A 25,078-nucleotide genomic window follows, 5' to 3' on the forward strand; every position below is an offset into this window, starting at 1 on the left:
GGCCCGCTGTGCCGGGGGGGCCGGGTCAGCGGCGCAGGCGCTGGCTCACGTCAGCGATGGTCGCCAGGGACCGGGTGAGGAAGTCCGGGTCGGCGCCGGTGGGGACCCTGAGGTGGCGCGGGTCCGCGGGGTGGTAGTTGGCGCCGGTAGTGACGACGAGCCGGTGGCGCGCCATCAGGGTGTCGGCCAGTGCCTCGGTGTCGGGGACCCCGGGGTCCACCCACACGTGCGTCCCGCCCTGCGGCGCGGACACCTCCATGCCGTGCGTCCGGGCCCAGTCGAGCACCAGCCGGTGGCCGTCGCGCACCCGTTCCGTCAGTGGCCGGTTGCCCCATTTGCACAGCTGGGCGGCCTGGTTCTGGGCGCGCGTCGACACGGCGATGCGTTCCCACTCCATCCGCGCGGTGAGCAGGGCGACGTCCTGCGGGTCGGTGGTGACCCAGCCGACCCGCAGCCCGGGGGCGCCGTAGTTCTTGGAGAAGCTGTTCAGGCCGTAGACGCCACGCCAGTCGTCCACCAGGGCCAGCGGTGTGGCGAGCGCCAGGGGGTCCTGGACGAAGGAGTCATAGACCAGGTCGAGCACCAGCGTGAAGCCGAGCCTGTGCCGGGCGTCGAGCAGGGAGCGTGCCGCCTCCTCGTCGAGGCAGGCACCGGTCGGGTTGTGGGGTGAGTTGAGGTAGACCAGGTCCCGCGGGCCGAGTCCGAGCGACGTCCAGGCGCGTTCCTGCACGAGGGCCGGCCAGTCCAGCACCTGAAGGTCCAGGCCGACGGAGCCCAGCAGGTCGGCGACGCTCAGCAGCACGGGCCCGCTGCACACCGCGCGCCGCACCCCCTGTTCCGCGAGGTGCCGGGCGACGAGGCCGAGCCCGTCGAAGGCGCCGTTGGTCACCAGGAGCGAGTCGGCGCCGATGTCGACGCCCTGCTCGCGTTGGCGGAGCCGCAGTGCCTCCAGGAGTTCGTCGGTGCCCTGGCTCGGCGCGTACTGCCCGTCCAGTTCCCAGCCGGGTGCCTGGAGGGTGGGCGGTTCGGGCCAGACGGGCACGTTCTCGGCCAGGATCTCCCACCTCTCCTCGGGGGTGGCCGCGGCCTGCGCGAGCCGTCGTCCCAGGGGCGTCAGACTCACTGCGCGGCGCCTTCCTGCCGGGTCAGCAGATATCCGACCTCCAGGCCGGTGGAGTCGACGCGCGGGTCGACCACGCGCCGGGACACCACCCGGGCGCCCGCCTCCTCGAACAGGTCCTGCCAGAACCGCTCGGTCTCCAGCCGCTGTTCGGTCAGGACGTGCAGCAGGTAGTACGGGTTGTAATAAGCCAGGCCGAGGCCGTGCCGCATGACCTGCGGATCGTCCGGACGGTGGTCCACCTCGACGACGGCGAGGTGGCCGCCCTGGGCGAGGGCCGACCGGACCAGTTCCACCACGGCCGGGCGACCTTCCTGTTCGAGGACCTCCTGGAGCAGGAAGGCGGCGAGGAAGAGCCGCGAGGGGTCCCGCTCCACGTCGGGCGCGGCGGCGCTCTGCCGGACGTAGTCGGTGGCTCCGGCGCGGACGAAGCGCACGGCGCCGGCCGTCGGCTCCTGCGGGGCGTACGGGTCGACCCCGATGCCGGTGACGCTGCCCGAGTCGCCGACCAGACTGGTCAGGAAGGTGCCGTCGCCGCAGCCGAGGTCCACGACGGAGGTCGGCGGGGCCGGCAGGTCGGTCAGGAGGCCGCGGACGAGCGGCAGTGCGTCGTAGGCGCTGATCCCGCAGCTGCCGATGCCCACGAGCCGGCCGTCGCGGCTGGCGTAGCCCTTGCCTCGCAGCACGTCCGTGACCTGTTGGAACGTTTCCGCATAGCCGCCGACGAGCAGCTCGTACCAGGGCCGGTACGGGCCGAGGGCGCGCCCCTTGTCCGTCAGGGCCACGGTGTCGCCGCCGAGCGCGACGAGGTCCTCGTTGGCGAGGTAGCGCAGAAAACCGCTGGTGCGCGACGCGTCGAGCTCCAGCGCCTCGGCCAGTGCGCCGATCTGCTGCGGCCCCTGCGCGATGCGTTCGTACAGGCCGCTGCCGAACAGGTGGTGGATGCCCTGCGCCAGCGCGAAGCCCCGGACGGGCTGCAGCGCCTCGATGAGCCGGAGCTCGAATCCCTCATCCACTGTGCTTCTCCTCATCCGGTGAACTGTCGGCCATGGGTTGGAAGTCGATTCGGACGATTTCGAGGTCGCAGGTGTCGCGCAGCAGTTTCCGAAATCGCTCCGCGCGCTGCTCGGAACGGGTGCTGACGCGGACGAACGGGCGGCTGCGTCCCTGCCAGTCGAGCACCCGGGAGCCCGCCGCGGTGACGAAGACGCAGTGCTCGCGGAACTCCTCCTCGGCGAGGAGCTCGCGTACCCGTTTCTCCAGCGCGTCGCGTTCCTCGCGCTGCATGCCGAAGAACTCGATCGTCGGCACTGTTTCCCCCTTACGCGCCCCTCAGGGGGCTGGTCGGTGTTCCTGGGTGGCGCTCTCCTCCAAGCGCGCCCGCGCCTGGCGCCGGTCGGCCTTTCCGTTCACCGTGTTCGGCAGGTCCGCGAGCCACAGCAGCCGGTCCGGCACCATGTAGGCGGGCAACCGGCTCCTCAGCCGCTCCCGTGCGCTCGCCGGGTCCGCCGGCGTGGCGGACGTGGTCGTGTACACGCAGCCCAGGCTCTGTGCCCCGGCCAGCGTGAAGACGGTGGCCACGGCACCGGAGACGTCCGGCAGGTCCAGCAGCGCGGCTTCCACCTCGGCCAGTTCGATGCGGTAGCCGCGCACCTTCACCTGGTCGTCCTTGCGCCCCATGTACGACAGGACACCGGCGGGGTCCCGCTCCACCAGATCGCCGGTGCGGTAGTGGACCTGTCCGTGCTCGGTGACGAAGCGCTCCGCGGTCAGCTCCGGCCGGTTGAGGTACCCGCGGGTCACCTGGGGCCCGGCCAGCAGCAGTTCACCCGCGTCGGCGTCCTCCCCGCGCGCGTCCACGATCCGGGCGCGGAATCCGGTCAGGGGGCGCCCGATGACCGACCGGGAGCGGGCCATGTCGTCCTCGCCGATCCGGTGGAAGGTGGCGTGCACCGTGGTCTCGGTGATGCCGTACATGTTGACCAGCGCCGGCCGTTCCAGCCCGTGCGCCCTCGCCCACGGCGCCAGGTTCGGGACGTGCAGGCGCTCGCCGCCGAACACGACGTACCGCAGGGTGTGTGCGTCCGGGTCGCGCGCCAGCTCGGGGGCGAGCACGCCGAACGCGGTCGGCGTCTGGTTGAGGACGGTGATGCCCTCCTCGCGGATCAGCTGGGCGCACTCCTCCGGATCCAGCAGCCGGATGCGGTCGGGGACGTACAGCGCGCCGCCGTGCAGGAGGGCGCCCCACATCTCCCAGACCGAGAAGTCGAAGGCGATGCCGTGGAACAGCAGCCACCGGTCGTCCGGCCCGAAGTCGAAGAGGGGGCCCGTGGCCTCGAAGAGGGCGAGCACGTTGGCGTGGCCGACGGCCGTTCCCTTGGGGCGGCCGGTGGTGCCGGAGGTGTAGATGACGTACGCCGTGCCCTCGGGGACGCGGCCGGCCGCTTGTGTGTCCAGCACCCGCAGCCGGGTCGTCCCGGTCGGCGTCAGGCCGTCCCCGGGGCCACCGGCGTCCTCGATGAGCGCGGCCGGGCGGGCGTCGGCCAGGATGAACGCCTCCCGCTCGGCGACGGCGGGCTCGTTCAGCGGCAGGTACGCCGCTCCGGTGGCGAGGACGCCGAGCAGGACGGCGACCAGTTCGGCGCGCGCGGCCATGCGCACGGCGACCACGGTCCCCGGGCCGGCTCCGTGGCGGCGCAGCGCCGAGGCGACGTCCGCGGCCCGGTCGAACAGTTCCCGGTAGGTCAGTCGCTCCTTGTCGTCGGCCACCGCCAGTGCGTCCGGCGCGGCCCGGGCCAGGGCGTCGAAGGCCCCGGAGAGCGTCGCAGGGCCTGTCGAACCGGTCATGTGTGCTACCCCCGTTCCGTGGTGCTGGTCAGTTGGCCGGGTCCGCGGCCTGGCCGAGCGGGCCGGCCAGGTGGCCGGCGATCCGGCGCAGTGGATCCGGTGCGGTCATCTCGACGTGGTGCGCGTCGATCGGGTACGTGGTGATCTCCCCGGCGACGTACGGGCGCGCGGACGTCAGCGGATCGGTGTCCGGCCCCGCCGGTTCCGTCTCCCGGTCGGCCTGTGCGGTGAACAGGTGGACCTCTCCCCCGAAGACCCGGGGCCGGTGCTCGCCGAGCAGACGCGCGGTGTGCAGGTACGTGTCGAGCACCCGGTCGACGACGGCCTCGCTCAGCGACGCGAGCGGTCCCTCGGGCCCGCGGGCCCAGGCGCCCAGCTCCTGCCGGCTCCCGGCCGGCTCCGGCCGACCCAGCTCTTCCGCGAAGTGCCGCAGCAGGGTCGCCTCGTCGCGGGCGGGCCCCGCCTCGGGGGTCAGGTACGAGTCCAGCAGGGCGAGCAGCGCGACGGTCTCCCCCTCCTCCCGCAGCCGTACGGCCAGTTCGTGGGCCAGCACGCCGCCGAGGGACCAGCCGAGCAGGTGGTAGGGGCCGTCCGGCTGCACGGACCGCACGGCGTCGAGGTACCGCTGTGTCATCTCCCCGAGTGTGCCCGGCAATTCCTCCGCCTCGGTGAGGCCGGGGGCCTGGAGCCCGTAGACGGGCTGGTCGGCGTCGAGGTGGGTGAGCAGCCCGGCGTAGCTCCAGCTCAGGCCGGAGGCGGGCGCCACACAGAACAGCGGCGGGCGGTGTCCACCCCGGCGCAGGGGCAGCAGGACGTCCAGGGAGTCGTCCTCATTCCCGTCGCCGAGGCGGGTGGCGAGGGCGGCGGGAGTGGGCGCCTCGAACAGCGACCGCAACGGCAGACGATGCCCGAACACACTCTGCACACGCCCCGCCAACCGCGTGGCCATCAGCGAATGCCCACCCAGATCGAAGAAACTGTCCTGCGGACCCACCCCCGGCACACCCAGCACCTCGGCGAACAACCCGCACAACACATGCTCCTGCGGCGTCCGCGGCACCCGCCGCCCCACCAAAGCAACCGGCGCCGGCAACGCCCTGCGATCCAGCTTCCCGTTCCCCGTCAACGGCAACGCATCCAACACCACCACCTGCGACACCACCATGCACGACGGAACGAACCGCCCCAAAAACTCCCGCACCTCCCCCGGCCGCACCACCACACCGGCCTCCGGCACCACATACCCCACCAGCCGAGCACCCCCCGGCCCGTCCTCCCGCACCACCACCGCCGCCTGCGCCACCCCCGGATGACGCGACAACACCACCTCCACCTCACCCGGCTCGATCCGATACCCACGGATCTTCACCTGGTCATCCACCCGACCCCAGAACTCCAGCTGCCCATCCCCCCGCAACCGCCCCCGATCCCCCGACCGGTACATCCGCTCCCCCGGACGGTCCGCGAAGGGGCAGTCCAGGAACCGTTCAGCGGTCAGGCCGGGCCGGTTGAGGTAGCCGCGGGCCACCCCCGCGCCGGTGATGTACAGGTCTCCCACCACTCCGGGCGGTACGGGGCGCAGGCGTGCGTCGAGGACCAGCACGCGGGTGTGCGGGATGGGCCGGCCGATGGGCACGGGTCCGGCCGGCAGCGGGTCGCCGGGGTCGATCCGGTGGGTGGCGCAGCCGACGGTGGCCTCCGTCGGGCCGTACTCGTTGACGAACGCCACCTCGGGGTTGCGGGCCTGGAGCCGGGCGAGCTGCTCCCCGGTCAGGGCCTCACCGCCGATGACGAGTTCCCTGGTGGGGGACGGCAGTTCCCCAGGGGTGTCGAGCAACTCCAGGTGACTCGGCGTCACCTTGCCGAAGGTGGCTCCGCCGGGGTACGCCCCGGGTTGCGGCACCAGGATGTGACCGCCGCACACCAGGGTGCCGAGCAGTGCCGTCACGGTGAGGTCGAAGGCGACCGAGGAGTGCAGCACCGCGCTGCCGGCGAGGCTCGGGTAGGCGTGACGGCACCAGGCCAGGTAGGCGGCCAGCTGGCCGTGCTCGATCTGCACACCCTTGGGGCGGCCGGTGGAACCCGAGGTGTAGATGACGTAGGCGAGGTGGTGCGGTTCGGGGTCCGCCAGGGTGCCGTCCGGCGGTGTGGGGCCGTCGGGTTCGCCGACGAGGAGCCGCGGGGTGCCGCTGTCCGGCAGCAGGCCAGCGGTGGCGTGGTCGGTGACCAGGCACACGGGGGCGGCGTCGGCCAGCAGGTGGGCGATGCGCTCCGCGGGATGGTCGGGGTCGACGGGCAGGTACGCGGCCCCGGACAGCAGGACGCCGAGCACAGCGACGACGAGGTCGGCCGAGCGGGGCAGGGCGAGGGCGACGATGCGCTCCGGGCCGGCGCCGAGCGCGCGCAGCCGGGCAGCCAGGTGCCGAGCGCCTTCGGCGAGTGCGGCGTAGTCGAGGGTGGTGCCGTCGAAGGTCACGGCGGGAGCGTGCGGTGCCTGCGCGGCCTGCCGGGTGAACAGCCGGACGGCGGTCAGGGACGGGTCGAGCGGGTAGGGCGCCTCGGGTGTGGCGAGCAGCCGCTCCCTCTCCTCGGGGCCGAGGACGTCGATGGCGGCGACGGGGCGTGACGGGTCGGCGGCCACAGACGCCAGCAGCCGCTGGAAGCGCACCGTCATGTCCCGGACGGTGTGTTCGTCGAACAGGTCGGCGGCGTATCCCAGGGACCCCTGGACGCCGGCCGGGCCGCCGTCGCCGTCCGTGGTCTCGGTGAGGTCCAGCTGCAGGTCGAACTTGGCGGCCTCGGACGGCGGCGGCTGGTGGGAGACGGTCAGGCCGGGCAGGTCGAGCGTGTCCAGGGCGTCCTTGCCCCCCGCCTCGCTGGTGAACACGATCATGACCTGGAACAGCGGGGTCCGGGAGAGGGACCGTTCGGGGTTGAGCCGTTCGACGAGCTGCTCGAAGGGCAGGTCCTGGTGCTGGTGCGCCTGGAGGTGGTTTTCCCGGACGCGCGCCATCAGCTGGTCGAAGGTGACCTCTCCGCTCAGGTCGGTCCGCAGGACCAGCGTGTTCACGAAGAAGCCGACGAGGTCGGCCAGGGCGTCCTCGGTACGGCCGCCGATGGGCGTGCCGACGGGGATGTCGTCGCCGGCGCCGAGCCGGGAGAGCAGAGCGGCGAACGCGGCCTGGAGCACCATGAAGAGGGTGGCGTTGTGCCTGCTCGCCAGCTCGGTCAGGTGCCGGTGCAGGGAGGCCGGGATGTGGAAGGCGACCTCCCCGCCGGTGTGGCTGGGAACCGCCGGTCGCGGACGGTCGTAGGGCAGGGTCAGTTCGGCGGGCAGTCCGTCGAGCATCGTGGACCAGTAGCGCAACTGGCGGCCGAGGAGGCTGTCCGGGTCGTCGGCGCTGCCGAGCAGGGCCCGCTGCCACACGGTGTAGTCGACGTAGCTGACGGCCGGCGGCGCCCAGGACGGTGCCGTGCCGGATGTGCGGGCGCGGTAGGCGGTGGCGAGGTCGCGGGCCAGCGGGTCCATGGACCAGCCGTCCGCGGCGATGTGGTGCAGCACCAGCAGGAGCAGGTGATCCGTCGGCGACACCTTGAACAGGTGGGTCCGCAGCGGCGGGTCCGCGGTGAGGTCGAATCCCTGCCGGGCGGCACCGGCCACGGCGGCGGCGAGCTCCCCGCTCGTGGTCGGCACCACCTCCGGCGTCGGGCACGCCGCTTCAGGGGAGAGGATCACCTGGTGGGGTATGCCCTCGGTGGCGGGAAAAACGGTCCGCAAGGTGGCGTGCCGTGCCACGAGGTCCCCGAGCGCAGCGGTCAGCGCCGCGTGGTCGAGCTCGCCAGTCAGGCGCAGGGCGACCGGGATGTTGTAGGTGGGGCCGTGGCCCTCCAACCGGTTGAGGAACCACAGCCGCTGCTGTGCGTAGGACAGCGGCGGCCGCTGCGGATGCGGCACGGGTACCAGTGCGGGCTGGCCGGGTTCCTCCTGGCCGCCGAGGCGGGTGGCGAGGGCGGCGGGAGTGGGCGCCTCGAACAGCGACCGCAACGGCAGACGATGCCCGAACACACTCTGCACACGCCCCGCCAACCGCATGGCCATCAGCGAATGCCCACCCAGATCGAAGAAACTGTCCTGCGGACCCACCCCCGGCACACCCAGCACCTCGGCGAACAACCCGCACAACACATGCTCCTGCGGCGTCCGCGGCACCCGCCGCCCCACCAAAGCAACCGGCGCCGGCAACGCCCTGCGATCCAGCTTCCCGTTCCCCGTCAACGGCAACGCATCCAACACCACCACCTGCGACACCACCATGTACGACGGAACGAACCGCCCCAAAAACTCCCGCACCTCCCCCGGCCGCACCACCACACCGGCCTCCGGCACCACATACCCCACCAGCCGAGCACCCCCCGGCCCGTCCTCCCGCACCACCACCGCCGCCTGCGCCACCCCCGGATGACGCGACAACACCACCTCCACCTCACCCGGCTCGATCCGATACCCACGGATCTTCACCTGGTCATCCACCCGACCCCAGAACTCCAGCTGCCCATCCCCCCGCAACCGCCCCCGATCCCCCGACCGGTACATCCGCTCCCCCGGACGGTCCGCGAAGGGGTCGGGGATGAAGCGGTCGGCCGTGAGCTGCGCGTCGGTGTACCCGCGTGCCACGCCGGTGCCGCCGAGGTGGATCTCGCCGACGAAGCTGGGCGGGAGCAGCCGCTGCCGGGCGTCGAGGATGTACATCCGGGTGCCGCCGGTGGCGCGACCGGCGACGGGGTGCGGCGACCGGCACACGTCGACGGCCGTCGACTCGACGGTGCACTCGGTGGCCCCGTACACGTTGGAGGCGTGCAGCGGTGCCGCGCGCAGCGCCTGCCACACCCGCTCCGAGCAGCTCTCGCCGCCGAAGATGACGAGCCGGGGCGGGTGCGGCCGGTCCAGCAGGCCGAAGTCGACCAGGGCCTCCAGCTGACTGGTGGAGCAGTCCAGGATCTGGATGGCGGTGTCGGCGTCGTCGGCACGGCTCAGCAGGCGGGGCAGGTCCTGCCGCTCCTCCTCGTCGATCACCAGCAGCCGGTGGCCGAACGCCAGCATGCCCAGCGTCTGGTTGATGAAGACGTCGAAGCTCACCGAGGCGAGGCCGGCGACGTTCAGGGGGGCGTCGGGGGCCACGTGCCCGTACATCGCCGCGAGGTGGCTGGTGGTGTGGGTGACCAGGCCGCCGTGCTCGACCAGGACGCCCTTGGGCCGGCCGGTGGAACCCGAGGTGAACACCACGTAGGCGAGGGCGCGGGAGCGCGGCGGCGGCAGGTGCGGCGCGGGGTCGACGGGTGCCGGCGGTTCGTCGAGCTCGGCGGGGGTGACGTGCGGCGGGGCACCGTCCGGGGGTGCGGTGTCGGTGATCATGAGCGCGGCACCGGAGTCGGAGAGCAGGACGCGCTGGCGTTCCTCGGGCTGGGCGGGGTCCAGCAGGACGAAGGCACCGCCGGCCCGCCAGACGGCCAGCATCGTGGTGACCAGCAGGGCCGAGCGTGGCAGCCGGATGCCGACGACCACGTCGTGGGACACGCCGTGCGCCGACAGGGCCCAGGCCCAGCGCACGGCCCGGTCGTGGGCCTGCGTGAAGGTCAGCCGCTCGGTGGCGCAGCGCAGCGCCTCGCGGTCCGGGTGGGCGCGCACCATCGCCTCGAACAGCCCCCACACCGTGGCGGGCGCGTCCGGATCCGCCGCCGCGGCCGCGGGTCCCCGGCCGAGCGCGAGGACCTCGTCCCGCTCGCGCTCGGAGAGCAGTTCGACGTCTCCGACGGGTGCGTCAGGTTCCCGGCACAGGTGCCGCAGCAGGGTGGCGTAGGTGGTTGCCAGCCGCTCCACCGAGGGGCGCGAGAACCGGGCGGTGCTGAAGGTGAACTCGCCCGTGGTGCGCGGCCCGCTCCTGAGTCCGAGCGTGAGGTCGAAGTGGCTGACGTCGAGTTCGAGCGGAACCTCGGTGATCTGCAGGTCCTTCAGCGCCCAGCTGTCGGCCAGGTCGGAGGTGTCGTACACCATCCCGGCCTGGAACAGCGGGTTGCGTCCCGGTTCGCGGTCGGGCTGTACGGCGTCGACCACGGCGTCGAAGGGGATGTCCTGGTACTCCAAGGCGTCGTACACGGCGTCGCCGGTCCGAGACAGGACCTGCTTGAAGCTCAGGTCCGGGGTGATCTCGCAGCGCAGGACCACCGTGTTGGAGAAGAAGCCGATGACGCCGTAGGACTCGGGGCCGGGCCGTCCGGCGACGGGCACGCCGACCCTCAGGTCGGTCATGCCCGACCAGCGGTGCAGCAATATCAGATAGGCAACGAGAAAGCCGGCGAAGGGACTGGTTCCGCACCGGTCGGCCAGGTCTTCCAGGGTCCGGACCGCCTGCGGGTCGAGATCGAGCCCGACCTGGTCACCGGCCATGTCGTCCGGCGCGTCGGCCAAGCCGTCCTCGGGCAGGACCAGCGGCTCGGCGCCCTCCAGCCGCCGCTTCCAGTACTCCAGCCCCTGGGCGTACCCAGGCTGGGTCGCGGGGTCCGCGCAGTGGTCGGCGTACTGCGGGGCGGGGTCGGCGTCGAGGAAGACCAGGGGATCGCTGTAAGCCTGTTCGAGGTCCCGGGAGAAGACGGTCGAGGACACCTCGTCCATCACGATGTGGTGGAAGACGAAGGCCACCAGGTGCTCGTCGGCTGCCAGTTCGATCACGTGACAGCGCCACAGGGGTCCGGAGGTGAGGGAGAACGGCAGCGCGGCGAGGCGGCGTAACTCCGCCCGGGCCCAGCTGTCCCGTTCGGCGCGCGGTCCGTCCGGGGCGTCGGTCACCGACGCGCGCACCCGGTCGAAGGCCTCGATGCCCTGCACCCGCTGGAGCACGTCGCCGTCCCGCTCCTCGAACGTGGTACGCAGCGATTCGTGCCGCCACTGGAGCGCGCCCAGGGCCGCTTCCAGCCGCCCGACTTCCAGTCCGCCCCGGACGGACAGCCCTCCCGCGACGTTGTACACGGCGCTGCCGGGAGCCAGCGACCACAGGAAGAAGAGTCTGCGCTGCGCGGATGACGTCGGAACCACTCGTCCACCGATCTGCGCAGCGGGGTCTGTCATCCCTGCGGTCTCCTTCGACACCCAGTTCGATCACCGGCACACCACGCTAGAGTGGACGGAGGGACTGCCGCAGCGCAAGCAACTATCGGGAAGTGGTGGCCCGTTGGGCCACTTGCCGTTCCGGTCCTGCGAGCCGGGGGGAATCGCCATGCAGACGTGGATCCGGACGTTCCATCCCGCACCGGGTGCCCCGACGCGACTACTCTGCCTCCCGCACGCGGGCGCCGGCGCGACGGCGTACCACGCGTTGTCGGCGGCCCTGCCGGACGGCATCGAAGCACTGTGCGTGCAGTATCCAGGCCGTCTGGACCGCATCGGCACGCCCTGCCTCGACAGCATCGACGCCCTGGCCGACGGCGTGTGCGCGGAACTCGCCCATCCGGGGAACGGCTCGCTGCCGGTCGCAGTGCTCGGACACAGCATGGGAGCACTGGTCGGCTACGAGGTCACACGGCGCCTGGAGGCCCAGGGGCAGCCGGTGGCCGCCCTGTTCGCCTCCGCGATGCAGGCGCCGTCCCAGCGCTCGCTCCCCTTCGGCACGCCCGGCGCTGACTTCCCGACGGACGCGTGGATCCTCGCCAAGATGGGCCGCCTGGGCGGTACGGCCGCGGAGCTGCTCAGCAACCCGGACGTCCTCGACTTCGCGCTGCCCGCCCTGCGGGCCGACTTCCGCGCCATCCACACCTATCCCCGGCAGCCCGCGGCACAACTGCGCTGCCCCGTCGTGGCAGTGACCGGCGACAGCGACCCGGACGTGACGGTTGAGGACGCCCGGGCCTGGCGCAACGAGACCACCGCGCCCTTCGGGCTGCACGTCCTGCCGGGTGGTCACTTCTACCTCTACGACCGGATCGAGGAGCTGACCGGGATCCTCACCCGCTCCCTCCTCACCGGTCCGCTCCCGGCCGGCGCCCACCCCTGCTGACGCGTTCCCGTGCCGTCCTAGGATCGGAGGATCCGGTGAGCTCTTTCTACGCTGACGCTCCAGGGTGAGGACGGCTGCGGCGATTGACGACAGGCGGTTCGGGCTGCAGCGGGCTGTGCGGAAGATCCGCCAGGACTTCAGCCTTGCGACACCCCGCTCGACTGGTGCTCGTGCCGCTGACAATGCCCGGTTCATCGTGACGCGTCGCGCCTGTGCAGCAGCAGGCTGCCGACCAGCAGCGCGGCCGCGGCCCACGTGGCGAGCACGCCCAGGCCGGCCCATGGACCGATGGGCAACTCGTGCAGATGGACGGTGGCTTGGACCGCGAGTCCGGCGGTCATGGGCGAGATCTGCTGGAGGTGGCGCTGCCACTCCAGATCGTTGACCACCCGGGTGACGACCGGGAAGAGGTAGAGCAGCCCGAGCACGATCCCGATGGCGCTCGCCGCGTCCCGTACCGCCGTCGCCACGCCGAGGCCCATCAGGGCGACCAGGACGAGGTAGAGGACCGAGCCCACGGCCGCCCGCAGGGTCGGGCCGTCGGCCAGGGAGAGCGGGGCATAGCCGTGCGCCTCGGTGAATCCGTTGCCGGGCAGGATGTAGCGGCCGGCGAGGAGGGAGGCCAGGACGGCAGGCGTCCCGGAGGCGAGGACGACCGTGGTGTGGACCGTCGCCTTGGCGGTGAGGACGGTGATCCGGTTCGGAACCGCCATGAACGTGGTGCGGACCAGCCCGGTGCCGTACTCGCCGCTGACCGCCAGCACCGCGAAGACGGAGATGACCGCCTGCCCGACGGTGACGCCGGTCAGGGCGAGCTTGACGGCGTCCTGGCCGCACCCCGTGTCCGGGCACTTCACGGCCTTGGCGGTGCCGCAGCCGACGGCCACGGTCAGCGCGACGGGCCTCCCGGCGCCTGGCTGGCTGGGCGATAGCCGACCACATGCGCGCCGACCTGGTCAACGACGCCCTGGCCGCCGCCGAGCGGTGCCGCGGCAGCCTCGCCGGCGCCGTCATACACACCGACCACGGCGCCCAGTACACAAGCCGGGCGTCCGCCGAGGCGTGCCGCCGGGCGGGACCGCTGGTGTGCGTGTGCCGCCAACGTCCGCGTCAATCTGGCGACGAACGCAGCCCTGAAGCCGGGCAAGGGCAATGCCGGGCACGTCGCCGACGGCCACCAGGGCGCGGGCGGTGTCGGTCGCCGCGCGGGTCCGGCGCTCTGGTGCGGGCAGCACGGCCCGGCACCAGGCCGGCGGCATACGCCAGGGCGCGGTCGACGTCGCCGAGCTCCCGGTGGATCCCGACCTACCGATGCCCGGAGTATGTCTCTTTTCAGCCATGCCTCTATGGCGTCCCTGGACGGAAAGGTACTTCCGTACAGGAGCATGCACCTGACATTTTGCATCCACCACTCGTTTCGTACGACCTGGCCGCTGCCCTCAGCACGGCTGGGCCGTCTCCGGAGGACGCATTGATACCGCACATATCCAGCCGACCTAGACGCACGCTGGTTCTGGCAGCCACCCTCGGTGCCGCCCTCACGTTCGGCGCCCCGGGCGCCCTCGCGGGCACGCTCCCCGTCGTCCCCTCCACCGCGCCGGCCGCCAAGGCCCACGCTCCGGCCGCCGTGCCGGCTTCCCAGAGTGCGACCTGGGTGGCCGGCACGCGTGCCTACCTCGTGATCACCGCCCCCGGTGACAGTTCGGCGGTCCGCTCCGCGATCGCGGCCAACGGCGGCACCGTCTTCTCCAACTTCGACGCCATCGGCGTGATCGTCGCCCACTCGGCGTCCAGCGGATTCGCCGCCACCATGCGAGGCGTCGCCGGCGTGCAGCAGGTCGGTGCCACGCGCACCTCGGACGTCCCGGCCGACGCCTACAACCCGGCGCTCCCGGCAAATCCGTCCCAGGCCTCGACCCCGGCCGGAGAACCGGTCCGGGCCGACATGAGCCAGATCAAGGCCGACCAGGCCTGGGCCGTGAACCCAGGCTCCGCGTCCGTCACGGTCGGCATCCTGGACACCGGTGTGGACGACCAGCACCAGGACCTGGCGCCCAACTTCAACGCGGCCGACTCGGTCTCCTGCGCCTACGGCAAGCCCGACACCCGTGCCGGCGCCTGGCGGGACGTCGACACGCACGGCACCCACGTGGCGGGCACCATCGCCGCGGCCAAGAACGGCAAGGGCGTCGTCGGCGTGGCCCCCGGGGTGAAGATCTCCGCGGTCCGGGTCGCCGAGCCGGGCAACTCCTTCTTCTTCGCCGAGAACACCATCTGCGGCTTCGTCTGGGCCGGTGACCACGGCTTCAAGGTCACCAACAACAGCTATTACACGGACCCCTGGCAGTTCAACTGCCCGGACAACATCGACCAGGCCGCCATCATCGAGGGCGTCAAGCGCGCCCAGGAGTACGCCGAGGGCAAGGGCTCCCTCCAGATCGCCGCCGCGGGCAACGAGAACTACGACCTCGCCCACAAGACGACCGACGCCGCGAGCCCGAACGACTCGACGCCGGTCACCCGCACCATCACCAACGCCTGCCTCGACATCCCGACCGAGCTGCCGGGCGTGGTCACGGTCGCGGCCAACGGCACGGGCGTCACCAAGGCCTCGTTCTCCAACTACGGGCAGGGCGTCATCGACGTCGCGGCACCGGGCAGCAACGTGTACTCCACCGTCCCCGGCGGCGGCTACGGCAGCAAGAGCGGCACCTCGATGGCCACCCCCCACGTGGCCGGCGTGGCGGCACTCATCGCCAGCGCCAACCCGGGCATCACCCCGGCGCAACTCCGCGCCAAGCTGGCCGAGCAGGCCAACGACATCGCCTGCCCCTCGGACGGCCGCTGCACGGGCACGACGGCCAACAACTCGTTCTTCGGCGAAGGACAGGTCGACGCCCTCAAGGCCGTCGGGACCACCCCGCCGCCCGGCAAGTACTTCGAGAACCTCGCGGACTTCGCCATCAACGACAACGCGACCGTGGAGAGCCCGATCGCCGTAACCGGTGTGACCGGCAACGCCTCGGCCACCCTCAAGGTGGGTGTGGACATCAAGCACACCTACATCGGTGACCTGAAGGTCGACCTGGTGGCGCCGGACGACACCGTCTACACGCTGCACAACCACGCCGGCGGCAGCGCCGACAACATCGCCCAGACCTACACCGTGAACGCCTCCTCGGAGGTCGCGAACGGCACCTGGAAGCTGCGCGTCAACGACAACTCCGCCTCCGACACAGGCAAGATCGACGCCTGGAACCTGACCTTCTAGCGCAGGGCCCAGCAACGCCCGCATACAGCACGCACAGCGCCGGCGACAGCTACCCGCCCACGGCCGCGGACAAGGCGGGCTGCGGTATGGTCGGCCAGGGCTGCGAACTGCTGGGCGGCAGAGGGCAGATGGGCCCCGGCGGCAGTGTACGCCGCGGTCGGGGCCACCATGCCGGAGACGTCCAGGAAGGCCGCAGACGGCCTGGAGCCGGTGTCCGGCTCACCGTGCGCCTCCCTGAGGAGCTGCAGGGCCGTGTCCGCGCTGACCGTACGGGCAGCGCGGACACGGCTGCGCGCGCCGCGGCCCCGAGGAGTGCCAGCCGGCTCGAGCGGCGGGCCGCCGTCCCGGCCCGGACCGCGGAGGCGGCCTCGCCGCGGGAGGCCTACGCCTTGCGCACCGACTCCTGCTCGGCGGCCGCGAGTGACCCTGCCCGCGGCATCTTCCTCTGGTTTGTACCGATGCTCCAAGCGCCGCCGATCTGGGCGGCGGCTAGGAGCTGTCCGGCCGATCATTGATGGCGTGCGTCTGGCTGCTGCTTGAGGCGCCTATGGCGACGGTCTGAAGTCGATTGCCGGGCGCCTGATGCTGCGCGACCATCGTCGGATGAGTACGGATGAGGGTCGGAAGCTGACGCGGGTTGTGCAGACGTGTTCCGCATACCCGTCGCAGTGGGATGCCTGGACGGCGGACGGCCAGTACCTGTATCTCCGATACCGGCATGGCGAGGGCTGCGTCGAGTGGCATCCCGGCCCCGAGGATGACGCCGACACGTCGGAGTCTTGGAACGAGGGCCTCTCCGGACTCCTGATCGAATGGGACGACGGCAGCAGCAACGGTGTCATCAGCCTTGAGGACTTCCTGGCGGCAGCGGGCTTGGTGTTGGCGCCGGGTGCCTCGGTGAGTTGAGGTCCTGGCACGCGGTCAGGTGCGGAGCCAGATGACGAGGGCGGCTGCGGTGACAGTGCCGAGGAAGACCTAGCCGCGCTTGTCGTAACGGGTCGCGACGGCGCGGGAGTTCTTCAGCCTGTTGATGGCCCTCTCGACGGTGTTGCGCTTCTTGTACCGCTCCTCGTCGAGCCCCGGTGGCCTGCCGCCTCGCGATCCTTTGCGCAAGCGGGCGGCCTGACTGTCGGCCTTCTCCGGAATCGTGTGGCGGATGCCGCGCCGCAGGTACTGGCGGCAAGGACCGTTGCTGTAGCCCTTGTCGGCTGCGATGCTGTCGGGTTTCTTGCGAGGCCTGCCAAGTCCGAGCCGGGGCACCCGGATCTTCTCCAGCACCGCTATGAACTGGGTGCAGTCGGCCCGCTGCCCCGGCGTGATGATCAATGACAGCGGGCGGCAGCGGCCGTCCGCGCTCAGGTGGATCTTGCTGGTGAAGCCGCTGCGCGAACGCCCCAGGCCCTCGCCTCCCGCACCACCTCCACCAGCCGGCCGACGAGACTCTGCCACGGAGTTTCGTCCTGGTGTTCCAGCGGCTCGTCCCCCTTTGAGCCGGCAAGAGCCGGTGGTGGATCGATGCGGGCGCCGGCCGCGTGCTGGTGCGCGCGCACGATGGTGGAGTCCACCGCGATGTCCCAGTCGATCGCCCCTGCCGCGTCGGCCGCGGCCTGGACCTGCTGCAGCAGCCGTTCCCAGGTTCCGTCGGCAGACCAAAGCCGATGGCGCTCGTAGACCGTCTTCCACGGCCCGAACCGCTGCGGCAGATCACGCCAGTGAACCCCGGTTCGAACCCGGTGAAGAATCCCGTCGATCACCTGCCGATGATCACGCCACCGCCCACACCGACCGTTGCTCACCGGCAGGAACGGCCGCAGCCGCTCCCACTCGGCGTCCGACAGATCGCCGCGTTCTCCCCGCCCCATAACGGAAACAACGAGCAGATCAGGCGACAGTCACATGATCGGCCGGACAGCTCCTAGTGCCCTGACCACATAGGTTCGCCGGGATGCGCGGTCTGTGATCAAAGGGAGGGCGTGACTCCTTCCAGTCCGGATACGGTCCTGCCATGTCCCGATCAGCTGAGATTGGCCCTTCTCCGTCCCCCGTCACCGCGGACGACCTCGACCTTGCCGTGCAGCTCGCTGTGGCAGTGCTTCGCAAGGCGCCCCCAGCCGTGTGGGGCGGAAAGGCGGGTTCGCTGGAATGGGACTGCTGGGAGACTGTCGAGCATCTCAGCGACGACCTCTTCGCATACGCTGCGCAACTGGGTCCCAGAACACTGCCCTTGGACGGTGAGGTGCCGTTCGTGTGGGAGAGCCGGCGGCCCGGCGGTCCTGCGAACGCCATTCACGCGGACCGTAAGGCAGGGCCTACCGGCCTGTTGCAGGTGCTGGAGGCTAGCGGCGCGCTGCTGGTCGCCATGGTGCGCACGAAGCCCCCGCAGGTTCGCGCCTACCACGTCTTCGGCATCTCCGACGCCGAGGGCTTCGCCGCGATGGGGATCGTGGAGACCCTGGTGCACACGCACGACCTGGCCCAAGGGCTCGGGCTTGCCTGGAACCCACCCGCCGATCTGTGCTCCCGGGTGCTCGCCCGTCTGTTTCCGAACGCCCCGGGGTCCACGGATCCCTGGCCCACCCTGCTATGGGCCACCGGACGCGCCGAACTGCACGGGCGCCCTCGTCTGGCCACATGGCGCTGGGACGGCACACCCCGGGCATAGGACTCAGGTGTCTCTGGCGAAGAGAGAGCGGTTCGTCAGGTTGGTGGTCAGGCCGCTGCTGAGAGCGGTCGGCCGCCCCAGCGGATGCCTTTCTCGCTTCGGATGCGAGCACGTTCCTTGCGCTCGGCGGCGAGGACATCGCGGTGACGGGTGTTGGTGTTGCGCCAGCGCAGATAGGCATGCAGTGCCCGTGTCTGCACAGTGTGATTGGGGTGGTTCGAGTTGGCGATGGTGAACTGCCTAAGCGGTCCGAAGTGCGCCTCGATCGGGTTCGCCCACGAGGCGTAGGTCGGAGTGAAGCCGCCGACCGCTTCCCGCTGCCGGTCGGCCGCCGCCCGCACGACCACGTCCAGGACGCCGTCCAGGGCGAGGCGCACGACCCGCCCGTCCTCAGCTGCCGCACCGCCGGGCGGCCCCGGCGCGGCGGCCCCGCCCGGCGCGCAACACCAGCGAGCGCGCCCCGATGCCCGGCAGCGTCCGCGCCGCCCATCCCGCCCTCCCGCACCCTTCAACTCCAGCCAAAGACAGGGGCAAAGCGGCCGCAACGGGGATGTCAGAAGCCCGACCACGCCCGCACACCGTGCCGACCTGGGCCAACTCAGAGACGCCGCGAAGGCTCACGCAACATCTACCGCAACACTCAGCGCACCATCCGCCGCAACACTTTGGCGCAACATGGCGCCAGCATGCCGGTCACGGTGATCTGTCGCAGTGAATGTTGAGCATTCTCATCGAAGCCTGAGTGACGTGAGCCATGCTGTCTCATCGCCTGCTGCCTGGGGAACGGCGAGCCCCGGCGCAGGACGAAGGCGCCGGGGCTCAGCGACGGGCTCAGTGCCGCGTGGGGAACAGTTGGAGCCTGGCCTTGTGGCCGGAGACCGACTTAACCCAGATCTTCAGGTTGTTGAACTGAACGGTGCCACCGGGGCTGGTGCTGCCGGTGAGGCTCCCGCCGGCGGCCGACATCCTCACGGATCGGGAGCTGATGCTCGTGATCTTCAACGCCCCGAACCCGAACTTGCGGCTGCTGACCTTGATGGTCTTGGGCGCCGTTACGGTGATCTTGCACCGTCCGTCGTAGCAGGGTCCGTTGGCGGCAGACGCCACCGGCGTCATGAGTCCGAATCCGAGCGTGCCCGCCATGGTCACCGTCAGGACAGTCGACGCGGTCCGCCGACGCATACCGACACTCATCAGTAGGGTCTCCTGTTCTCAAGGGGTCCAGCTCGGCATTTCTAGCCCGCCGGTCCCGGGACCCCTCCCGAAGAGCCCAAGCGCCCCTGGCCAACACAACCTTCGGTGACAACGCTCAACCTTCACTGCGAGAGGTCATTGGCGCGGACCAGATACGCGACGAGCCGGCTGACCGGCCCTGGCGTGTCACTAACCCGAGAACCTCACCGACAGGGGCGCGTGACCGGACCGGCACTCTCTGTCACATTGCGCGATGATGGTCCGCATACGACCCCGCTCCTCCGGCGCAGTGTCACGACGTATGAGCAACATGGCCACTGGCGCCGTGAAGTGGTTCAACACCGCAGGACCAGGGCCGCACACCACGGCCCACACCGCCCCGGGCACCGGCGGCGGGGTGCCGCACATCCGCCCCGGACACGACGAAAGTGGCCGGATCGGCGGCCTTTCGGTGCCAGGGCATCGCCGGGTACGCCTGGGCCATCGAACTCCGCCCGGATGTCCGCCGATCGCCATGGAGGCGCGCCCTGATGAGCTCAGTCGGCATGACCAGCTTCGAGGGCGTCTACGCCCTCCCCGACCCCCGTGGGTACTTTGCCGCCCTCGCGCCGTACGCCTACCAGACCCCCGGCCACGCCCAGCCGGTCTTCCGCGCGCTCGCCGCCGAACTCGGGCCGGGCCAGCGCACGGTCCTCGACGTGTGCTGCTCCTACGGAATCAACGCCGCCCTCCTCAACCACGACGTCACCCTCGACGAGCTCTTCGCGCACTACACCTCGGCCCGGGTGGCCGAACTCACCACCGCTGAACTCGCCGACCTCGACCGTGACTTCTACTGGGCCCGCCGCCGTCCCGACGCCGTACGCGCCATCGGCATCGATGTGTCACGGCCGGCCCTGGCATACGCGGTGGGCGTCGGGCTGCTCGACGAGGGGCACTGCCTGGACCTGGAATGCAACGAACCAACGGAGCGGCTGCACCGCTCACTCGCCGGGACGGGCCTGATCACGATCACCGGGGGCACGAGCTTCCTGACCGAGACAACCTTTGCCCGGCTGTTCAGCGCCATCGGCCACCCCGTGCCAGTGGCGGCCTTCGTCCTGCGTACCCACGACTACGGGGCGATCTCCGCCTGCCTGCACTCGTACGGCCTCACAGTGGACCGGGACGCCGGTACCCACCGGCAGCGGCGCTTCACCGACCCCCAGGAACAGCAGCGCGCGGTGGCCACCGTCACCACCCTCGGCGAGGACCCGGCGGGGAAGGAGTCGGCGGGCTACTTCCACACCAGACTGCACCTGGCCCGCTGAAACCCACTCGGAGGGCCCTGTCCCCGGACGTGGCAGAGCCCGCACGGGCACCGCAGTGGAGTGCGGGATCGTGTGCGGGCTCTGGAGTAATCCTGTGGCTGTCAGATCAGGCGCAAGGCGCTGACTACACCCCACGGAAGAGACGACACGACACTCCCTCCCGCCGAAACGCCACCCCTGCACCTGACCAGCGGAAACACACCCGTCTCTCTCGGAAAGACAACGGCTTCTTTCGCCTTCTCCGCGTGGATGAACCGGCACAACGCGCTCACAGGTCGCTCTCCTTCACGAAGAAGGCGGTCGCTTTTTTCAGGATCTCGATCGTCTGCTGCTGCTCGCGGTTCTCCCGCCGCAGCCGCTGGAGCTCCTCGCGCCATCGGCATAGCGACAGGGTTGGACGGCGAAACGCAGGAAGGCCTGTACCGCGGTGACAAGGAGCTGCTCGACCTCAGCGACGTGCCGCCATGCAGCATCATCACGATCCCGCAGAGCCAGGCGCTTGGGAACGCGCAATACTTCGCCATCGCCGGGTTCTCGTTCGTCGACGTGCGCGGCCAGCGGTGGGGCCGCGACCGGTACAAGCCGCTAAAGATCATGGACCTCCCCGCCGCCAAAAACAACACGCGAGACAGCGAGAACGGTCGGCTGCCGGCCACCTGGAAGCTCCTCTTCGGACGCGCCAGCCCGGATGATCACGGCCAGGCCGGGCTCGGCATTCAGTGACATCCCGGGCCCAAGCCGCTGAAGGACTGCGGAGCCGACAAGAAGTGAACCGCGTTGCGCCCCTGAGTGGTCAGCGGCGCCCAACTCTCTGTCTCATGAGACACATCAAAGTCTGGAGAAGGATGGGTGGCGGGCCCTGGTCTCGGTGGAGGCCGGTCACTTCATGCTGCGCTCGCGGAGGGGCACGGACCTGGTCGCGTCGTTCCCGGAGATCGAGTCCGGGAGTCGGCAGTTGCCGGATTCCACGGCGCTGGACGGGAGTTGATCGTGTGGGAGTCCGGGCGGCTTGCGTTCGAGCGGCCCCAGGGCCGGCTGCAACGGCGTGGCGCGGGCGCGGCCCGGCTCGCTGCGGAGTAGCCCGCCCACTTCGTCGCCTTCGACCTGCTGCGCCTCGCGGGCACCGACACCACCGGGTGGCCGTACCGGCGGCGCCGGGCCGCACTGGAGGATCTGTTCACCGAGCACACGCTGACCGCGCCGTGGGCACTGTGCCCCTCGACCACCGATGCCGGCACCGTGAACGAGTGGCTGTCGTGGTCGGCGGTGGGCCTGGAGGGGATCGTCTTCAAGCTGCTGGAGAGCCGGTATGAGCCGGTGCGCGGGTGGCGCAAGTACAAGGTGCGCGAGACAAAGGAGGCGATCGTCGGCGCGGTCACCGGAGCGTTGACAGGAGTGCGGACTCTGCTGCTGGGGCGTTACGCCACGGGTGGGCGGCTGCAGTACACCGGCCGCACCACCACGCTGCCGCAAGCGGCCGACGTTGCTCTCGCGCCGCTGTTGGCCGCGGCCGGAGACGAGCACCCGTGGACGGGCTGGACGTTCTCCGCCGGGTGGGGCACGAAGGAGACCTTGAACGTCACCCTCGTGCGGCCCGAGCTGGTGGTGGAAGTCGGCGTCGACGTCGCCCGGGACAGTGCCGGGCGCTGGCGGCACCCTGCCCGCTGGTACCGCGCCCGCCCCGACCTCTCCCCCGGCGACGTCGAACTCGTCACGAGCGGCTACCCCTTGTAGGACATTTGGAAGGCGAGGCGTTCATCAGCCTCGTCACCGATGCGAGCGAGCACACTGTCCAGGTCGAGGAACTCTTGCCAGACCGGTCTTCCGCTCGCCGCTGTGAGTCTGGCGACGACAAGGTCTTCGAGCTCGGGGACCCGCTTGTTCTTCCAGATCTTGTCGGCCAGGCTGACAAGGAGGTCTTCCATCCCGGCCTCTTCGCTGGTCCAGGCGGCGTGTGTTCCGGCGAAGCGTGCCATGGCGGAATCGACACCTCGGGTCATAAGCAGCTCACGGCCTGATTCTTCGTGCTGCGCACCGGGAGCGGACAACTCGGCGGGGTGCAGAGTCTTGCCGATGTCGTGGGTGGCGGCTCCGAAGAGAACCGCCTCCGGGTTGATGCCCAGATCGAGATTGCGTGTGGCAATCCATTCGAGGAGTTGCCCTGCAACGTCGTGGACTGCTCGCAGATGGGCGACCAGACGCGGCGGAGCGTCAACACTGTGAAGCAGTTCGGCTACTTCGATTGGCAGTGGACGCAGCGGGGGCCGACCGGGGTCCTGGAGGGCAATCGACAGTACTCGCGAGGTCGTCACCGCGACAGGGTAGTCGTTGCGGTCGCAGTAGGGACGCGGCATTCAAGGCCGGTTCCCGTCGGTTGGCCCTGGCCCGCTTCGGACCCTCGTACTCCCCTTTCTGTAGATATGCTCCGTGACTCCGTCCGCCAGAGGGCCGCACTGGATTGCCGAGCTCACGGGCCCACTTGGCCACCGACTACGTCTACGTCTGGGCCGACGGCGTCCACCTGCGCATCCGCCTGGAGGAGGCGAAGGCCGCGGTGCTGGTGTTGATGGGCGTGCGCGCCGATGGCACCAAGGAGCTGATCGCGATGAGTGACGGCTACCGCGAGTCGTCAGAGGCGTGGGCTGGTCTGCTCCGCGACTGCGCCCGCCGCGGCATGCGCGCCCCGGTGCTGGCCGTCGGCGACGGTGCACTCGGCTTCTGGAACGCTTTGAGCGAGGTCTTCCCCACCACCCGCCACCAGCGGTGTTGGGTTCACAAATCCGCCAACTGTCTGGATGCGCTGCCGAAGTCCGCGCAGCCGGCGGCCAAACGCGCGATCCAAGATCTCTCCAGTACATTCGAGAAGCTCATGCTCGACACCGTGGAGGGGCACCTCGAAGCAGGTATGGAGCCGTGGAGGCGGCTGCTCGCGACCCCGGTGAGCCCGCAAGACGAAGCCGACACCAGGTCCTTGGGCCTTGTCCGGGTGCTGCTCCTCGAACCGGAAAGCGGTGTGGCAGAGGCGACCGAGGAGTTCCTCTCCGCGAATCCGGATCACGAGGAAATTACCGATGCGCTGGCCTATCTGACAGAGCTGACTGCCGTGGGAGATGGGGTGGCTGATCGCGCGCGGCAGTGCCGCCAGCTGATCGTGGAGCGTGCTGCGGAATGAGCCGACTGTCGGCGTAGCAGTAGATGTCATGCGTGGTCAGGGGCGCGCCAGGCCTACGGAGGTGCTTCACCTGTCAGGAACAGCCAGCCCCACGACAGGCACCAACCCGCCTACAGCCACACCGCAACGGCCACCCAGTCACTCCATGACAGCAGCCACAGCCCAACCTCAGCCCCTTATCCAGGGCGTTCACTCCCATATCTGGCTGACGCCCACCCGTTGCCACCCCACCGCCCAGTCACAAGCACGGTCAACAAGGCCCTGACCTCGGCTTGGCCGCAGCCACGCACGACAACCGCTTCGGCGCGGCCGTCGAAGCTGGATCCGTTCACGCTGCTGATCGACGAGATCCTGCTCATTGATCTGGACGCGACCAGGAAACAGCGCCACACCGTCACCCCGGATCTACCGCCGTCTGATCGACGAGCACTCCTCGTCTGGGGCGTTGCGTTGACCACTTGAACCCGCACCGATGAGAGGGCGCAAGCGTCCTGCGAGCAACCGCGCGGTCCGGCCAGGGACTGAGAGTCCGGTGTTTATACCTTGCTCGCGACCACCATGTAGTTCTCGGCCTCAAGATCGAACGTGCTCAGTTCCGTTTGGAGTCCGACCCGGTGCAGCTCGACTTCGAGTTCCTCGTACCGGTAGGGCCAGCAGGACAGCAGTTCCGAGCGGACAAGAACCAACCCGGTCGCATCAACTTGCGCGATCGCAATCTCGATGTGGTGCTCCTCCTCCCAATGCGGCGCAATCTCCCAGCGGTAGACCACGACGGCATCGCGACCGTTCCGGCGGACGAGTCGGTCACTGATCTCCAGCCGGGAACCTCTGGCCCTCACGAGTTCCCAAGTGCGGGATGTGAGTACCAAGCGCCCGCCGGGGCGCAGAAGCCGTGACATCGACTCCAGAGCAGCACCCCTGCCTGTCGCGCCCGCGGCATGGTGAAGCGAGTTGCCAACGCAGAACACCATGTCGAACGTGTTGTCCTGGAAATGGTCGGGCAACTCTTCCCAGTTCGCCCGTACGGCCCGGACGGATGCCCCGAACTCCTCAGACAACTCTGCAGTCCGACGAACCATCGCCTCGCTGGCGTCAGTTGCGACAACCTGCATGCCACGACCGGCGAGGCCAACCGCCAACTGTCCGGTTCCGCACGAACAGTCGAGGACGTGAGCGTTCGACGGCAGGAGATTGAGGACGTCGTCGAACGACGCAGCGAACTCGGCTGGAGGCAACTTTGCATCCGAGATGAGCCATTCGTACACCTCGGCAAGCACGTCATAGCCTGTCACAACCACTACCTCCGTCACGCGGCAGACTCACGGTAGGACGTCAGTCCATCAGCGGAGCAAGCCCGGGCACCAATGGTTTTCGCAAGGATGGCTCTGACGGTGTTTGTGGGTTGTCAGTTGTCCGTCTGAGTGGATGTCACCGGCTGGTTAGCGGGAAGTCGT

Annotated in this window: 18 protein-coding genes and 4 pseudogenes; 9 read left to right on the plus strand and 13 right to left on the minus strand. The window is 70.2% G+C overall.

Features of this window, described 5'->3' with window-relative positions:
* Nucleotides 1-25 precede the first annotated feature (25 nt).
* Genes OHA64_RS00785 through OHA64_RS00805 form a run of 5 tightly spaced genes read right to left on the minus strand, consistent with a single transcriptional unit; the run spans nt 26 to nt 11,090 of the window.
* Complete coding sequence (locus tag OHA64_RS00785) at nt 26-1,123, minus strand: beta-methylarginine biosynthesis bifunctional aminotransferase (RefSeq protein ID WP_405606520.1); 1,098 nt, start codon at nt 1,121-1,123, stop codon at nt 26-28.
* Nucleotides 1,120-2,136 (minus strand): 2-ketoarginine methyltransferase, encoded by a 1,017-nt coding sequence (locus tag OHA64_RS00790; RefSeq protein WP_405606522.1) that lies wholly within the window; start codon nt 2,134-2,136, stop codon nt 1,120-1,122. The genes OHA64_RS00785 and OHA64_RS00790 overlap by 4 nt, the downstream gene beginning before the upstream one ends.
* The gene (locus OHA64_RS00795; RefSeq protein ID WP_405606524.1) at nt 2,129-2,431 is read right to left on the minus strand and encodes a hypothetical protein; all 303 of its coding nucleotides are present in this window, start codon (nt 2,429-2,431) and stop codon (nt 2,129-2,131) included. The genes OHA64_RS00790 and OHA64_RS00795 overlap by 8 nt, the downstream gene beginning before the upstream one ends.
* A 21-nt stretch (nt 2,432-2,452) precedes the next feature.
* Nucleotides 2,453-3,967: an amino acid adenylation domain-containing protein gene (locus OHA64_RS00800; protein ID WP_405606526.1), complete on the minus strand. Its 1,515-nt coding sequence runs from the start codon at nt 3,965-3,967 to the stop codon at nt 2,453-2,455.
* A gap of 28 nt (nt 3,968-3,995) precedes the next feature.
* Entirely contained in the window at nt 3,996-11,090 is a 7,095-nt protein-coding gene (locus OHA64_RS00805; RefSeq protein WP_405606528.1) for an amino acid adenylation domain-containing protein, read from the minus strand.
* A 148-nt stretch (nt 11,091-11,238) separates the two neighbouring features.
* Between OHA64_RS00805 and OHA64_RS00810 the strand changes: the two genes are divergently transcribed.
* Entirely contained in the window at nt 11,239-12,015 is a 777-nt protein-coding gene (locus OHA64_RS00810) for a thioesterase II family protein (RefSeq protein ID WP_405606530.1), read from the plus strand.
* Between the two features lie 48 nt (nt 12,016-12,063).
* Here OHA64_RS00810 and OHA64_RS00815 read toward each other — a convergent pair.
* Both OHA64_RS00815 and OHA64_RS00820 read right to left on the minus strand, forming a co-directional pair.
* A pseudogene (locus OHA64_RS00815) lies at nt 12,064-12,213 on the minus strand (IS5/IS1182 family transposase); the annotation flags it as partial.
* Nucleotides 12,207-12,902 (minus strand): ABC transporter permease, encoded by a 696-nt coding sequence (locus OHA64_RS00820; protein WP_405606532.1) that lies wholly within the window; start codon nt 12,900-12,902, stop codon nt 12,207-12,209. The pseudogene OHA64_RS00815 and the gene OHA64_RS00820, both read right to left, overlap by 7 nt.
* A gap of 53 nt (nt 12,903-12,955) precedes the next feature.
* Between OHA64_RS00820 and OHA64_RS00825 the strand changes: the two are divergent.
* The 3 genes and pseudogenes from OHA64_RS00825 to OHA64_RS00835 form a co-directional block, all read left to right on the plus strand.
* Nucleotides 12,956-13,057, plus strand: a pseudogene (locus tag OHA64_RS00825) (hypothetical protein); the annotation flags it as partial.
* 429 nt (nt 13,058-13,486) lie between these two features.
* Entirely contained in the window at nt 13,487-15,286 is a 1,800-nt protein-coding gene (locus tag OHA64_RS00830; RefSeq protein ID WP_405623798.1) for a S8 family peptidase, read from the plus strand.
* Between the two features lie 582 nt (nt 15,287-15,868).
* Nucleotides 15,869-16,192 carry a hypothetical protein gene (locus OHA64_RS00835; RefSeq protein WP_405606534.1) on the plus strand — a complete coding sequence of 108 codons (324 nt, stop codon included), beginning with the start codon at nt 15,869-15,871 and terminating at the stop codon, nt 16,190-16,192.
* Nucleotides 16,193-16,261: 69 nt separating this feature from the next.
* Here the strand turns inward: OHA64_RS00835 and OHA64_RS00840 are convergent.
* Nucleotides 16,262-17,148 (minus strand): IS5 family transposase gene (locus tag OHA64_RS00840; protein ID WP_405606536.1). Its coding sequence is split into 2 segments (ribosomal slippage): nt 16,262-16,759 and nt 16,762-17,148, totalling 885 coding nucleotides; the frame shifts between segments, so codons are not numbered across the junction.
* A 143-nt stretch (nt 17,149-17,291) separates the two neighbouring features.
* On the opposite strand from OHA64_RS00840, the gene OHA64_RS00845 reads away from it, so the two are divergent.
* Nucleotides 17,292-17,948 (plus strand): hypothetical protein, encoded by a 657-nt coding sequence (locus OHA64_RS00845; protein ID WP_405606538.1) that lies wholly within the window; start codon nt 17,292-17,294, stop codon nt 17,946-17,948.
* A 47-nt stretch (nt 17,949-17,995) separates the two neighbouring features.
* On the opposite strand, the pseudogene OHA64_RS00850 reads toward OHA64_RS00845, so the two are convergent.
* Nucleotides 17,996-18,250, minus strand: a pseudogene (locus OHA64_RS00850) (IS630 family transposase); the annotation flags it as partial.
* Between the two features lie 529 nt (nt 18,251-18,779).
* Complete coding sequence (locus OHA64_RS00855) at nt 18,780-19,142, minus strand: hypothetical protein (protein WP_405606540.1); 363 nt, start codon at nt 19,140-19,142, stop codon at nt 18,780-18,782.
* Between the two features lie 530 nt (nt 19,143-19,672).
* Between OHA64_RS00855 and OHA64_RS00860 the strand changes: the two genes are divergently transcribed.
* Together OHA64_RS00860 and OHA64_RS00865 are read left to right on the plus strand one after the other, a co-directional pair.
* A complete protein-coding gene (locus OHA64_RS00860; protein WP_405606542.1) occupies nt 19,673-20,452 on the plus strand; it encodes a hypothetical protein in 780 nt (259 codons plus the stop codon).
* 393 nt (nt 20,453-20,845) lie between these two features.
* Nucleotides 20,846-21,175: a hypothetical protein gene (locus OHA64_RS00865; protein ID WP_405606544.1), complete on the plus strand. Its 330-nt coding sequence runs from the start codon at nt 20,846-20,848 to the stop codon at nt 21,173-21,175.
* A gap of 156 nt (nt 21,176-21,331) precedes the next feature.
* On the opposite strand, the gene OHA64_RS00870 is transcribed toward OHA64_RS00865, so the two are convergent.
* The gene (locus tag OHA64_RS00870; protein ID WP_405606546.1) at nt 21,332-21,640 is read right to left on the minus strand and encodes a hypothetical protein; all 309 of its coding nucleotides are present in this window, start codon (nt 21,638-21,640) and stop codon (nt 21,332-21,334) included.
* On the opposite strand from OHA64_RS00870, the gene OHA64_RS00875 reads away from it, so the two are divergent.
* A complete protein-coding gene (locus OHA64_RS00875) occupies nt 21,560-22,186 on the plus strand; it encodes an ATP-dependent DNA ligase (RefSeq protein ID WP_405623799.1) in 627 nt (208 codons plus the stop codon). The two genes, OHA64_RS00870 and OHA64_RS00875, sit on opposite strands and share 81 nt — an antisense overlap.
* Here the strand turns inward: OHA64_RS00875 and OHA64_RS00880 are convergent.
* Nucleotides 22,174-22,764 carry an HD domain-containing protein gene (locus tag OHA64_RS00880; protein WP_405606548.1) on the minus strand — a complete coding sequence of 197 codons (591 nt, stop codon included), beginning with the start codon at nt 22,762-22,764 and terminating at the stop codon, nt 22,174-22,176. The genes OHA64_RS00875 and OHA64_RS00880 overlap by 13 nt on opposite strands.
* A 173-nt stretch (nt 22,765-22,937) precedes the next feature.
* Here OHA64_RS00880 and OHA64_RS00885 point away from each other — a divergent pair.
* Nucleotides 22,938-23,365: pseudogene (locus tag OHA64_RS00885) on the plus strand (transposase); the annotation flags it as partial.
* A gap of 795 nt (nt 23,366-24,160) precedes the next feature.
* On the opposite strand, the gene OHA64_RS00890 reads toward OHA64_RS00885, so the two are convergent.
* The gene (locus OHA64_RS00890) at nt 24,161-24,916 is read right to left on the minus strand and encodes a class I SAM-dependent methyltransferase (protein ID WP_067023809.1); all 756 of its coding nucleotides are present in this window, start codon (nt 24,914-24,916) and stop codon (nt 24,161-24,163) included.
* Nucleotides 24,917-25,078: the final 162 nt, after the last annotated feature.

Source organism: Streptomyces sp. NBC_00076 (genome assembly GCF_045041235.1).
In the GTDB taxonomy this organism is placed as follows: Bacteria; Actinomycetota; Actinomycetes; order Streptomycetales; family Streptomycetaceae; genus Streptomyces.